Genomic DNA, 12,710 nt, shown 5'->3' with positions numbered 1-12,710 from the left:
AAAGGCCACGAAATGACTACAGCGATCATCGAACGTATCGAAACGCGTCTCGTCGATTTGCCGACGATACGCCCGCACAAGCTCTCCGTCGCGACGATGCACGGACAGACGCTCATGCTCGTCAGGGTGTTCTGCAGCGATGGAATCGTGGGCATCGGCGAAGGCGCGACCATCGCAGGCATGGCGTATGGACCCGAAAGCCCCGAATCGATGAAGCTCGCGGTCGATGCTTATCTCGCGCCTGCGTGCATCGGCCGCGACGCGACGCGCGTGCAGGCATTGATGGCGCATCTCGGCAAGCTCGTCAAGGTCAATCACTTCTCGAAGAGCGCGCTGGAGACGGCATTGCTCGATGCGCAAGGCAAGCGCCTGGGCGTGCCGGTCAGCGAACTGCTTGGCGGGCGCCGGCGCGATCGTCTGCCGGTTGCATGGACGCTCGCATCCGGCGATACGGCGCGCGATATTGCCGAAGCACACCGGATGCTCGAAGCACGCCGCCACAACATCTTCAAGCTGAAGATCGGCGCCAAGCCGATCAAAACCGATATCGAGCACGTTGCCGCGATCAAGCGCGAACTCGGTGATCGCGCGGCCGTGCGCGTCGATGTGAACATGGCGTGGAGCGAGACGCAGGCATCGTGGGCAATCCCCGCGCTGGCCGATGCGGGCTGCGAACTGGTCGAGCAACCGGTCGCATCGCCCGCGGCAATGGCGCGTCTCACGCGGCGTTTTACCGTCGCATTGATGGCCGATGAAATCCTGCAAGGGCCGGACAGCGCGTTCGAGATTGCGAAGAACGACGGCGCCGATGTGTTCGCGATCAAGATCGAGCAGAGCGGCGGACTTTTTGCGGCGCAGCGTGTCGCAGCCATAGCCGATGCCGCGGGCATCGAGCTATATGGCGGCACCATGCTCGAAGGCGCGTTCAGCACGGTCGCATCGGCGCATCTGTTTGCGAGCTTCGCGAACCTGCAGTGGGGCACCGAATTGTTCGGGCCATTGCTGATTACCGAAGAAATTCTGACGAAGCCTCTGGATTACAGTGACTTCGAACTGACGGTGCCGGACGGCCCCGGTCTCGGCATCGAACTTGATGAAGCCGTGGTCAAGCGGTTCACGCGCGATGGCCTGATGAAAGTCACCCGTTGAGAGGATATGAGCGATGTTGTTCCATGTACGAATGGATGTGAACATTCCCGTCGACATGCCTGCTGATGTCGCCAATGAAATCAAGGCACGAGAGAAGGCCTATTCGCAGGCGCTTCAGCACAGCGGCAAGTGGCGTCATATCTGGCGGCTTGCCGGAGAGTACGCGAATTACAGCATCTTCGATGTCGAAAGCAATGCGGAACTGCACGAGATTCTTATCGCGTTGCCGTTGTTTCCGTACATGAAGATATCGGTGACGCCGTTGTGTCGCCATCCGTCATCCATCAGGGACGACGACGGTTGAGCGGTAGAAAAATGAATTCCCACATACGAACGGAGACATGAATCATGAGCGTCAAAGTATTTCAAAGCGATGAAGTCCAGAACTTGTTGCAAGCGGCGGCGAACCTTGGCGGCGATCGAGGCAATGCGCGCACTAAGGAAATCACGCATCGCTTGCTAAGCGATCTGTTCAAGGCGATCGACGATCTCGACATGACGCCGGATGAAATTTGGGCGGGCGTGAACTATCTGAACCGGCTCGGCAAGGACGGTGAGGCAGCCTTGCTCGCGGCGGGCCTTGGCCTCGAGAAGCTCCTCGATATTCGCATGGATGCGGAAGATCGCGAGACGGAGATCAACGGCGGCACGCCGCGTACTATCGAAGGCCCGCTGTATGTCGCGGGTGCGGCGGTACGGGAAGGGGTATCGAAGATCGATCTCGATGCCGATGAAAACGCGGGTCCGCTCGTCATTCGCGGAACGGTCACGGGACCGGACGGCAAGCGGCTTGCGAATGCGGTTGTCGAATGCTGGCATGCCAATTCGAAGGGCTTTTATTCGCACTTCGATCCGACCGGCGCGCAAAGCGACTTCAATCTGCGCGGCGCGGTGCGAACGGATGCAGATGGCAAGTACGAGTTCCGCACGTTGATGCCTGTGGGTTACGGCTGTCCCCCGCAAGGAGCGACGCAGCACTTGCTCGACGTGCTCGGCCGGCATGGCAACCGTCCGGCGCATGTTCACTTCTTCGTGAGCGCGGACGGCTGCCGCAAGCTGACAACGCAGATCAACATCGAAGGCGATCCACTGATCTGGGATGACTTCGCCTACGCCACGCGTGAAGATCTCATTCCGCATGTTGTCGAGAAAAGCGGCGGCAACGCATTGGGCCTAAAGGCCGACGACTACAAGGAAATCGAATTCGACTTCAGGCTGACGCCGCTGGTGCAGGGCAAGGACAATCAGATCGTGCAGCGGGATCGCGCAGCGGTCGCTTGAAGAAGATCGATGTATCGAACAACCCCCGCCTCGCGCGGGGGTTCTGTCTTTGCAGCCTCAGAACTTGTGCCGGATGCCCAACTGCACGAAGGTTTGCCGATCCGACGATGATGCCGTCAACGCATTGAGCGTGGCGTGCGCGGGCCGTCCTGTCGAGTCCGTGCCGTCTGCAAACTGCGTGCTGCTGATGATATATACATCGGTGCGTTTCGAGAGGTAATAGTCGAGCGACAGCGACACGTTGTTATAGTGCGAGCTGCCGATGCTTCCCACGCCCGATCCGCGCGTATAGCTGTACACCAGTTCGCTCAGCAACGCAGGCGTCCAGTAATACGTGGCGTTGACCTCAGCAGTGTCGAATTTCGCGGTGCCGGAAAGTCGAAGCGGGTTCGAACCGGAGGACGTATCGCCGAGATTCTTGAACTGCACGTTGCTATAGACGAGCCCGATGGTCGCCGGGCCGATCGTATAGCGCCCGGCCGCAGCGATGGCCTGATACGTTCGCGCCGATGCATAGCCGCTATAAACAGGGCTTGCCGTCATGTTGTTCAGGTTCGTACCCGATACGTTGGTCGGCGTGGCTGTGAAGAACGACTGGTTCGGGTTGCGCACGTTCATGTACGCGACGCCCGCCGAGAAGTTGCCATAGTCGTAACCAATGCCCGTCGACCATATCCGGTTGCGCGAAAAGTCGCCGGCCTGTCCGCCGAATCCGTAGACGCCGCCGAACGTGAATCCGCCCAGACTTGGGCTCATGTACTTGATCGAGTTGTTGACGCGCTTGCTGTTGTTCAGGTTGTCGAGATCGCCCGGATGCGCGGTGGTGCCGCCGCCGTAATTCGAAGAATTCATGCGTGTTTCGACGAATGTGACGAGCGAGTCGTATTGACGTCCGAGCGTGACCGTACCGTACGCGTTGCTGGAAAGGCCGAGCCACGCTTGCCGTCCGAACTGCGCGCCGCCCTGCAGCGATCTGCCGTTGCCGGCATCAAAGCCGTTCTCGAGCTGGAAGATAGCCGCAAGACCACCGCCCAGGTCTTCATTGGCCTTGAAGCCCCAGCGCGAGCCCTGCATGATGCCGCTCGATCCGCCGATCACGCGGCCGCCGCCGCTGTTACTCTGATAGTTGACACCGTAGTCGATGAGACCGTACAACGTGACGGACGCGGCATGAGCCTGCCCGATACCGCATGCAGCGAGAAACGCAGCGCAGGAGATCGCCTTTCTGTTCATTGGCATAACGAATGATGAGTGATTGTGGGTCTTCGCAAGCTCGAACGGAATGCATGTCGATTCCGTCACGTAACAGTACCGAGCCTTATTCGTTCGCGTATTCGCAATCTATCAATACGGGTTTGCAGGAACCGCAAGGCTCGTGCTGTGTTGGTGCGTCGATAAAAAAAAAGCGCGCTGCCCGATGGACAGCGCGCTTTGTACGATCGGCTTCGATGATCGCTTCAGACCGGCTTGCCTTCGCTCGATTCCCAATTGCGCATTAGCGTATTGGTCGGCAGTGTTTCATCGATCATCTTCTTGGCTGTCTGAATGCCGGCGACGGGAAGGCCGGTCGGATCGAGCACGCCAATCTGCACGAGCACGGAAGCCTGATCCCAGTAGATGTGCTCGTTGTAGAGCTTGTCGCCGCGAAAGCAGACGACCGCGAGCATCGGCACCTCGAAGTACCTGCCCGTAGGTTCCAGTCCCGGCAAGAGCCAGTCGATCTCGCGATCATGCGTGGCGCAAAACACGAATTCATCGACGATGCGGTCCGCGCCGATCGTGCGCGAGACCGGAATGAGCTTCGTGTCCTCGGGATTCGCAGCAACGAAGTGATATTTGTAGAACCGCTTCAACTGATCGTGACCGACGCCGCCAGTCATCGTCGGGACGTGGTTGACGTAGGGCTCGGCGACCATCGTCGGCATGATCGCATCGACGTCTCGCGTGGCGAATTCGTAATAGCAGTGGCGTTCCCACAGCGCGTTCAGATCGTGAATCGGACCGAGCACGTTGCGCAGCAGCGCGACCGTGCGCGAGTACGCCATGGTAGCGGCAGGCTTGTCGTAATGGGGCCGCTCGGGCGTGGCGAACGCATGATCGCAGTCCGGATACACGTGGGCCGCGATGCGCGGATTGGCTGCAAACGCTTGCTGCAGACGCTCGCGTGTTTCCGGCGGGCAGAATGCGTCGTTGCCCGCGAAGTGAAAAAGCATCGGACAGCGAATATTCGGTATCTCGTCGAGATACGCATCGAGTCCGACGCCGTAATAACTCGTCGCGCAATCTAACTCCAGACGTGCGGCCGCAAGCATCGCAAGCTTGCCGCCGAGGCAATAGCCGATCGCGCCGACCTTGCCCGACTGCATCGGCAATGCGCGCAATGCGGCGATGGTCGAGCCGATATCTGCGATGGCGAGATCGATGTCGAGCCGCTCGTTATGGCCTAGTGCCTCGTTGAAATCCGCTTCGCTGTAGCCGAGTTCGACGCCCGGCTTCATTCGCCAGAACAGATCGGGAACGAGCACGACGTACCCCTCTTCAGCGAAGCGGTCGGCCATGGCGCGCATATAGCCGTTGATGCCGAAAATTTCCTGCAGCAGCACGAGGCCCGGCCCCGAGCCCTGCGCAGGCACGGCCTGATAAGCGCGAAAGCGCTGGCCATCATTACTGTCGATGTCGATGTCGATGTCGATGTAGGAACCCAATGTCGTCTCCGTCGATGAACGCGGCTAAAAAGTGGAATGAAGCTGGGCCTGTGTCGCGGCGCGATCCGTGGCGAGACCCGCAGCAAGCTGCTGCGCCATCGCGCCAATAAGGATTTCGCTCGCGCTGCCCGAGAGCGCGTCGAGCGCGGCATCGGCAACTTCGGCCGGGGAGAGTTTGGGGCCAGCGAAATCGCGGCTCATGTCCGTATCGATCGCGCCGGGAAGCGCCGCGATGACGCGCACGCGAAGAGGCGCGAGTTCGGCGCGCAGCGATTCGCTCAGGCGCAGCGCCGCTGCCTTCGATGCGCACAACGAGCCCATCGCGGGAAGCGCCGTGCGCGCGAGAATCGAGAGCACGTTGATGATCGCGCCTTCGTTTGTCTTCAGGGCAGGCGCAAATGAGCGGGCCATGCGAAGTATGCCGAAGTAATTGACTTCGAGTTCGGCGCGTGCATGGTTGATCGCATCGTCGGCAAAGAACCCCGATTGCCGATTGACGCCGGCGTTGTTGATGAGCAGATTCGTATCCGCGGCGAGGCTCGCGGCGCACGCGACGCTGGCGTCGTCAGTCACATCGAGTGCGATGGGAATAACGCGGGTATCGTGGATCGCAGTATCGCCCGTACGCGACGCGGCGTACACCTTGCCCGCGCCGCGTGCGAGCAGGCGCGCGACGAATTGCGCGCCGAGTCCGCGATTGGCGCCCGATACAAAAGCGACGGTCGTGTGATCGATCATGGACATTGTCATTTCGATAAGCTCAGGCTAGCGAGAAATCCGCAGGCAAGGTCACTTCGAGTAGTTCGAGGTCGGCGCTGCAGTTATCGAACGCATAGCGGAGCTGGCCCGGAATCGCGATGCTGTCGTCTGCTTCCAGATGCCATTGCCGATCGTTTGCGCTCACGTCCACGCTACCCGCGAGCACGAAGAAGAAGCAGAACTCGGTGTCGTGCATGCGCGCAGCTTGCTGGCCGGCGCTCGCCGGACGCACCACGCGCACGCCTGCAAGACCCTTCGTCGCGTGGCCGATGCCCGTATCGGTCGCGATGAAGCCTGGCGATTTCCAAGGCGTCCACGTCGCCTGCTTCGCGACATGGCGCACGAAGCTCTGACCGTTGAAATCGTGATCTGCATCGTAAAGCGTGTTCGGCAGGCGCATGTCGTGATCGGCCATCGTGATGTGCTCGGCGGGGCTGCCGAGTTCGATCACTTCGGCGCCCGCCGAGCTTTCCAGCACGCGATGACGAATCTCCGGCGGCTGCAATACGCAATCGCCCGCTTCCAGCAGAAAGGGCTCGCCCTGTCCTTCGTATGCAAGACGCACCCAGCCTTTGCGGCAAAAAATGGCCTGAAAGCGGATCTTGTGAAAGTGCACGTAATCGGGCACCGGGCCGCCATCGAGGATACGGATATGCGATGCGATGAACGCACCGCCATGACGCTCGGGCAGCAGATCGCGATAACGCATGCCCGCGCGGCCAATGCTCCAGTGCGCGGCATCGCCCGCATGGGAAAGCACGAGTTGCTGGCGCGTCTTAGGCAGATGCATCGGCGGATTGGCGTGCACGAGCCGCACGGTCACGCCGTTGGGCGCGACGAGTTCGCGCGTTTCGCCGGGCGTTTGAGAGGGATCGTCGCAGAGCACCTGCAGCGTTTGCAGGCCGTCTTTCACGTCCAGGCCGAGGCGGATTTTGAAGGTGCCGCGCGAAAGAATCGCGGTGCGCGGACCGTCGGCGGGGAAGATCGCGTCGAGACGAAAGCCGAGGCGCGCGATGAAGAACTGCATCGTCGCGGGAAGGTCCGTGCATTTCATCGGAACGATGAAGCCTTGCACGCCTTCGATCGCGGCGTCAGCGAGAATGGATGCGGTTACGGTCGAGTTCATGAGGAGTCGCTTGAATGATGAAGTTGGACAGCGGCGCGTGATACACGGCGCCTGCCGGCGGGCCTGTCAGCACACAAGCAATTCCGATGCGTCGCGGTGAACGCGAACGGACCATCGTGGTCTTCATGCCGGAAGGCATTGCGCGAGCCGGTCGATACCGTCGCGCGTCGTGCACACGCCCGGCGAGAAGCGCAGCGTGCGGCCTCTTGAATCGACGAACACGCCTGCTTCCTTCAGTTGCACGACGAGCTTTGCGGCGTCGAGATGCGCGGGCGCTTCGGCCATGATGCTGCCACCGCGCTCGTCGTCGTTGCGCGGAGAGAGCAGGCGATAGCCTTTGTCGTCGACCATCGCGATGAGTTCATGCCCGAGCGACAGATTGTGTGCGCGAACGCTTCCCGGAGGCTGCGCGCGCAGCCACGTCATGCCGGGCTGCGATGCGACGAAGGGCAGCACCGAAGGCGTTCCCGTATCGAACCGGCGCGCGTCGCTTGCGTACGAAAACGAATCGATGTCCCAGTTGAAAGGGTCTTCCTGACTGAACCATCCGCGCACGGCCGGGCTTGCGTTCCCTTGCAACGCTTTCGGCGCGATATAGCCGAGGCCGGTGCCCGGCGCGCCGCATAGCCATTTGAGCGTCGAACCGCATACGAAGTCGAAGGGCGTATCGTTCAGATCGAGCGGCAGGATGCCGATGCCTTGCGTCACGTCGAGCGCAACGAGACTGCCACGGCGTCGTGCGTGCTCGCATATCGCAGTGAGATTCACGCGCTTCGACGTCAGCGACGATACCCACGTGACCAATGCGAGCGCGACGTCGTCGGTCCATGCTTCGATGAAGTCTTCGTCGCGCACGTAGGTTTCGCCCTCGCGCACGCGCACGGTGCGCAGTTCGAAGCCGCGTCGCTGCGCGAGACCCGACAGCAGGAAGTGCAGGCTCGGGAAACAATCGGCGGCGACGAGCACGGTGCGATTCTTCAGCGTCGCATCGGCGAGGCCGTCGAGATAGCGCGCGAAGGCATCGGTGACGTTCTGCGCGCCGAACACGTCAGCATCGCTCGCGCCGATGAGCGAGGCCCAGTCGCCGAGCAGGCGGGCGCGCGCGGCGAGGGCGGCGTCCCAGCGCGTATCGTCGGCGGCGCACCATGTGTCGGCGAAAGAAGCGAGCGCATCGCGCATGGCCTCACGATGGCCCGGATAGACGCCGACCGAGTGATACATGAGCCAGCCGCCGAAGTCGCCGGTCTGATTGCGAGGATCCTGATTCATGGTCATCGTTTAAATATGCTTCACGAGCTTGAAGTGATAGACCGCTATGCAAGCGAGGCTCAGCACGGCGCACGCCATCAGATAGAACGCCGGGGAGAGGGGATTGTGCGTCGCGCCGATCATCGCGGTGACGAGCCAGGGCGTGAAGCCGCCGAAAAGCATCACGCCGATGTTGTAGCTGAAGCCGAGGCCGGTGCTGCGAACCGAAGTGGGGAACAGCGATGAGAGCACAGCGGCAAGCGGGCCGAAGTAGATCGCTTTCAGTGCGCCGGCGAGCACCATGATCGCCATGAGCACGGCAAACGACGGACTCGACAGCAGCCACGCGAAGCACGGATAGATCGTCACGAACGTCACCATCGCGGAGACCACCATCATCCGGCTGCGGCCATAACGATCCGCGAGATGGCCCATCAGCGGCGTGAACAGCATGAGGATGGTCCCCGTGACGACCGTCGCGGCGAAGCCCGTCGATGCCGGCAAGTGCAGTTGCTTCACCGCATACGTCGGCATATAGAGGATCATCAGATAGCTCGCCGCTGTGGACACCGCCATGATGCCCGCCGCCAGAAAGATGCGGCCCTTGTGATGCGCGATCAGGTCGCGAATGGGTGCGGCGTTCTGCGTGTGTTGCGATGAGGCGGGCAGCGTGTCGTCGATATGCTTGCGGATATAAAGCCCCACGGGCGCCACGAGCAGACCGAAAACGAACGGCGTACGCCATCCCCACGATTCGATCTGATCGGGCGAAAGCATCGTGCTCAATGCAAGCCCGGCGAATGACGCAAGCACGGTGCTCATGCCCTGACTCGAGAACTGCCAGCTTGCGAGAAACGCCTTGCGCTTGCTCTTCTGCTCGATCATCAACGCGGTGCCGCTGCCGAACTCGCCGCCTGTCGAAAACGAGATCAGAATGCGCGCGGTCATCAGGCCGATGGGCGCGGCCACGCCGATTGCCGCATACGTCGGGATCAATGCGCAGATGAGCGTGCCGACGGTGGTGAGCGCGAGCGAGACCAGCAACGCGGCCTTGCGCCCGCGCCGGTCGCCATAACGTCCGAGAACCAGCGCGCCGAGCGGGCGAAACACATACGAGAGGCCGAAGGTGCCGAAGGTCATCAATAGCGACACGGTCTCGTCGTGCGCGGGAAAGAAGAGCTTTGAAAGCGTGACCGCGAAAAAGCCGTATGCGGCGAAATCGAACCACTCCAGCGCATTGCCGATACTCGTCGCCACGATCAGCCGGCGCAACGGTTTCGCGCTTTGCGGCCGCGAGCGATCCTCGATGACAGTGGAATCCATGGTGTGCGTTCCGAAGTTTCGTTGTGGAGTTAGCGCGCGGCAGGGACGTCGGACTCGCCGAGGTCCCAAAACACGCCGGTCATCAATTGCAGCGCTTCGCGCATCACGGGTGCGAGCACGTGTTCATCGGGCGCATGCTGACGGCAGCCGGGATACGAGTGCGGAATCCAGATGGTCGCGAGATTCAGCGTGTCGGCGAAGCATTCGTTGGGAATGGTGCCGCCGAGATTCGGCAAGAGCGTCACGGGTTTTCCCGTCGATGCCTCGATCGACCGCTCGGTGAACGCGACCCACGGATCGTTCGGATCCAGGCGCGTCGCGGCGCCCGATGCTTCTATCGACACTTCGATGCCGTTGAAACCTTCGCGCGCCAGATGTTGCTCGATGAGCTCTTTCGCCCGCAGCCATTCCGTGCCGACGACGAAGCGTAGCTGGCATACCGCTTCGGCCGCACGCGGGATCGCACTGACGGGGTTCGTCACATTGCCCGCATTCATCGCGAGCACTTCGAGCGTGTTCCAAGCGAACACGCGCTCGGCGGGCGTGAGTCCGGGCTCACCCCAGTTCGACGACAACGCCGGATCGCCTTCGTCCGCGCCCACTTCGAGTTGTGCGACGCGCGCGCGCACTTGCGGCGGAATCGGTGGCGGCAAGAGCCCGTTGATGCGGATGCGGCCGTTGCCATCGACGAGACTTGCGAGCGCGTTGGCAAGCACGGTTGCGGGATTCGCGAGCACGCCGCCCCAGTTGCCCGAGTGACGCGCGCCGGCGGGGTTGTTCACGCGCAAGCGAAAATGCAGTGCGCCGCGGGAGCCGAGGAAGATCGTCGGCGCTGGAGCGCGCTGGCGCGGCCCATCCGATGCGATCAACAGGTCAGCCGACAGGCGCTCGCGCATGTTTTCGCACATCGCATTGAGGCCAGGCGAGCCGACTTCCTCGCCCATTTCGAAGATGATCTTCGCGTTGAAGCCAAGTTCGCCGCGCTCGGCAAAGACAGCCGCGAGCGCGGCGAGATTGATCGAGTGTTGCGCCTTGTTGTCCGCGATGCCGCGTCCATACCAGCGATCGCCCTCAACTCGCACTTGCCATGGCGAACGATCGTTCGTCCAGTTCCGTGCATCGCCATCGATCACGTCGCCGTGTCCATAGAGCAGCACGGTCGGGCGGTCCGGCGACTCGATGCGTTCGCCCAAGAGAAATGGCGGCATGCCCGCCACGGGGTTATCGACGATCTCGCATACGAAGCCGAGCTTTGCGAGCGAACTTTCGACTTCTTCGGTGAGGTAACGGCGCAGAAGCGGCGCTGCGTCGGCGCGCTGGCTTTCTGTTGCGAGCGCCACGCGGCGGCTCAGCGTGGCTAAGAAATCGCCGCTGTCGAAGTGCGAACGGGCGAGGGCGAGGGCGCTTTGTCGGGACATGTCGTGAGGTGTGTGGGTCATCCTGGATTCAGGTTAGCCCTATCGAAGTATTTGTGTATTCGCAATCAAACAAGGTACATTTGCGTTTTACTCAAACCTCTGTCATTGCCGGTACTCTGTCATGCGCAAGCTGCTTGAGCCGTCGCTTTACTATTTTTCGGTGGTGGCGCAGGCTGGTTCACTGAGCGCCGCGACCGAGAAGCTTGGTCTGACTGTGTCGGCTTTGAGCCGTCATATCGCAAAGCTGGAGGGCGATCTCGGCGTTTCTTTATTCGAGCGCCATGCGCGCGGCATGGTTTTATCGCATGCGGGAAGGCTTTTGCTGCGTCATGCGCAGCGCACGTTAGCCGATGCGGAAGCGGTATTCGAAGAGATTCAGGGCGAAGAGCGGCGGCGGGCACGCACGTTGACTATCGCCTGCACCGAAGGCTTTGCGTTCGATTTCTTGCCCGTGTCACTGGCTGCGTTCTGCGCAAATCATGCCGATGTGGCGATTCAACTCGAAGTGGTGCAATCCGATCGCGCGAGCCAGATGCTACTGTCGGGGGAGGCATCAATTGCGCTGGCGTTCAGCTTCAAACCGGAGGCCGGTGTGGTGGTGGAGTTCACGCAGCGCGCGCCGGTAATGGCGCTGATGCATCGCGCGCATCCACTCGCCCGGCGCTCGAAGATCGCTCTTAGGGATCTGACTGCCTTTCCCGTGCTGCTGCAGGACAAAGGGACAACCAATCGTCAGTTATTCGATATCGCGTGCGATGTCGAAGGCATAGAGATATTGCCGATGATGACGAGTCGCTATGTTGCAGCCCTATACCGCTTTGCGCAGGCGATCCCGGAGGCGATCATGCCGTCCGGGTATGTGTCGGTTGCCAAGCGACTCGCTGGCGACGAATTGACCGCAATTGCGTTCGATAATCCCTTGCTCACGCAGCGGCGATTGCAGGTGATGTCGCTTGCCGGAAGACAGCTCGATCCGCTGGCCGAAGAATGTCTGCAGTGGATCATTGCGGATTTGAAGCGGACCTCTTCTGAACTGCGCGGCCGATGAGCTGCGTGCGGGCGGGAGAAGTCGGCATGGAGTCGCACGGTGAGGCGCTGGCCGATCGGCAACTTCTCTAACGAATTGCTGTAAATCGACTGTTAGACATGGTCATTAGTCGGCCCGAAATATCGCGTGCGTTGAAAGGGCCTCAACGAAAGCCATTGCTTCGTTGTACATGCTCGACCCAGGGTTTCTGGTGTAGCTGATTCGTAACGGCGAGCGCGCACGACATGCAGTCCACCGCCTTTCGCGTTGAAGCTGCCTTCCAACTGGAAAACTGCTTCGTGGTCGTAACCGAGGTCTTATGCGCTTTTCAAACCCCACAAGCTCGAACCCCAATCCGCGCTGTCCGCACGGAAACGATGGATAGATCCGGTCGCGACGCCGGTGGTCGAAGGGTAGTGGTCGAAAACCGGCTAACGGATTGCTCATCTGTGAGCAATGACTCACCGACCAGCGGTGCAATCCTACTTGCTAACGTGCGCCGACGCAGGGATGGCGACGCACGCGATCATCGAAGTTTCATGTGCCTGATGACCGTCCCTTGTGGCTGCTGTGAAACCAGGAGCCCCCAAACCGCCGCAACCCCATGATGACGAGCCACTGCCCGGCAATATATAGAGCCGATTAAAGCTCATACAGATGTGTCATATAAAGAC

General features: G+C 61.0%; 11 protein-coding genes and 1 pseudogene. 4 read left to right on the top strand and 8 right to left on the bottom strand.

The features are described from left to right. Positions 1–12 precede the first annotated feature (12 nt). From P9220_RS25160 to catA, 3 genes are read left to right on the top strand one after another with little or no spacing between them, the layout of a single operon-like run. Positions 13–1,149: a muconate/chloromuconate family cycloisomerase gene (locus tag P9220_RS25160; RefSeq protein ID WP_309768568.1), complete on the top strand. Its 1,137-nt coding sequence runs from the start codon at positions 13–15 to the stop codon at positions 1,147–1,149. 13 nt (positions 1,150–1,162) lie between these two features. Continuing rightward, on the top strand, positions 1,163–1,453 hold the full coding sequence (gene catC / locus P9220_RS25155) for a muconolactone Delta-isomerase (protein ID WP_309768567.1): 291 nt from the start codon (positions 1,163–1,165) through the stop codon (positions 1,451–1,453). A gap of 44 nt (positions 1,454–1,497) precedes the next feature. Further along, positions 1,498–2,430 (top strand): catechol 1,2-dioxygenase, encoded by a 933-nt coding sequence (gene catA, locus P9220_RS25150; protein WP_309768566.1) that lies wholly within the window; start codon positions 1,498–1,500, stop codon positions 2,428–2,430. A gap of 57 nt (positions 2,431–2,487) precedes the next feature. On the opposite strand, the gene P9220_RS25145 is transcribed toward catA, so the two are convergent. The 7 genes from P9220_RS25145 to P9220_RS25115 form a co-directional block, all read right to left on the bottom strand. Next, positions 2,488–3,669, bottom strand: coding sequence for a porin (locus P9220_RS25145; protein WP_309768565.1), 1,182 nt, complete (start codon positions 3,667–3,669; stop codon positions 2,488–2,490). Between the two features lie 218 nt (positions 3,670–3,887). Then, a complete protein-coding gene (locus P9220_RS25140; RefSeq protein ID WP_404980241.1) occupies positions 3,888–5,123 on the bottom strand; it encodes a dienelactone hydrolase family protein in 1,236 nt (411 codons plus the stop codon). A 36-nt stretch (positions 5,124–5,159) separates the two neighbouring features. After that, positions 5,160–5,879 (bottom strand): SDR family NAD(P)-dependent oxidoreductase, encoded by a 720-nt coding sequence (locus P9220_RS25135; protein ID WP_309768562.1) that lies wholly within the window; start codon positions 5,877–5,879, stop codon positions 5,160–5,162. A gap of 16 nt (positions 5,880–5,895) precedes the next feature. Next, positions 5,896–7,020, bottom strand: a complete 1,125-nt coding sequence (locus tag P9220_RS25130; RefSeq protein WP_309768561.1) for a cupin domain-containing protein — start codon at positions 7,018–7,020, stop codon at positions 5,896–5,898. A 123-nt stretch (positions 7,021–7,143) separates the two neighbouring features. Further along, a complete protein-coding gene (locus P9220_RS25125) occupies positions 7,144–8,289 on the bottom strand; it encodes an aminotransferase class V-fold PLP-dependent enzyme (RefSeq protein WP_309768560.1) in 1,146 nt (381 codons plus the stop codon). A 9-nt stretch (positions 8,290–8,298) separates the two neighbouring features. Next, positions 8,299–9,591 carry an MFS transporter gene (locus P9220_RS25120; RefSeq protein WP_309768559.1) on the bottom strand — a complete coding sequence of 431 codons (1,293 nt, stop codon included), beginning with the start codon at positions 9,589–9,591 and terminating at the stop codon, positions 8,299–8,301. A 29-nt stretch (positions 9,592–9,620) separates the two neighbouring features. Further along, entirely contained in the window at positions 9,621–11,009 is a 1,389-nt protein-coding gene (locus P9220_RS25115; protein WP_309768926.1) for a M20 family metallopeptidase, read from the bottom strand. 121 nt (positions 11,010–11,130) lie between these two features. Here P9220_RS25115 and P9220_RS25110 point away from each other — a divergent pair, with 121 nt between their 5' ends. Continuing rightward, the gene (locus P9220_RS25110) at positions 11,131–12,057 is read left to right on the top strand and encodes a LysR family transcriptional regulator (protein ID WP_309768558.1); all 927 of its coding nucleotides are present in this window, start codon (positions 11,131–11,133) and stop codon (positions 12,055–12,057) included. A gap of 227 nt (positions 12,058–12,284) precedes the next feature. On the opposite strand, the pseudogene P9220_RS27120 reads toward P9220_RS25110, so the two are convergent. Further along, positions 12,285–12,437: pseudogene (locus P9220_RS27120) on the bottom strand (porin); the annotation flags it as partial. Between the last annotated feature and the right edge of the window lie 273 nt (positions 12,438–12,710).

Source organism: Caballeronia sp. LZ016, assembly GCF_031450805.1.
Taxonomy (GTDB): Bacteria; Pseudomonadota; Gammaproteobacteria; order Burkholderiales; family Burkholderiaceae; genus Caballeronia.
This window is presented reverse-complemented; position numbering and strand designations above follow the sequence as displayed.

What these genes read in the sequence shown, in the direction of transcription:
- P9220_RS25160 (WP_309768568.1), top strand. Translation starts at nt 13, where the DNA reads ATGACTACAGCGATCATCGAACGTATCGAAACGCGTCTCGTCGATTTG.
- catC (WP_309768567.1), top strand. Translation starts at nt 1,163, where the DNA reads ATGTTGTTCCATGTACGAATGGATGTGAACATTCCCGTCGACATGCCT.
- catA (WP_309768566.1), top strand. Translation starts at nt 1,498, where the DNA reads ATGAGCGTCAAAGTATTTCAAAGCGATGAAGTCCAGAACTTGTTGCAA.
- P9220_RS25145 (WP_309768565.1), bottom strand. Translation starts at nt 3,669, where the DNA reads ATGCCAATGAACAGAAAGGCGATCTCCTGCGCTGCGTTTCTCGCTGCA.
- P9220_RS25135 (WP_309768562.1), bottom strand. Translation starts at nt 5,879, where the DNA reads ATGTCCATGATCGATCACACGACCGTCGCTTTTGTATCGGGCGCCAAT.
- P9220_RS25130 (WP_309768561.1), bottom strand. Translation starts at nt 7,020, where the DNA reads ATGAACTCGACCGTAACCGCATCCATTCTCGCTGACGCCGCGATCGAA.
- P9220_RS25125 (WP_309768560.1), bottom strand. Translation starts at nt 8,289, where the DNA reads ATGAATCAGGATCCTCGCAATCAGACCGGCGACTTCGGCGGCTGGCTC.
- P9220_RS25120 (WP_309768559.1), bottom strand. Translation starts at nt 9,591, where the DNA reads ATGGATTCCACTGTCATCGAGGATCGCTCGCGGCCGCAAAGCGCGAAA.
- P9220_RS25115 (WP_309768926.1), bottom strand. Translation starts at nt 11,009, where the DNA reads ATGTCCCGACAAAGCGCCCTCGCCCTCGCCCGTTCGCACTTCGACAGC.
- P9220_RS25110 (WP_309768558.1), top strand. Translation starts at nt 11,131, where the DNA reads ATGCGCAAGCTGCTTGAGCCGTCGCTTTACTATTTTTCGGTGGTGGCG.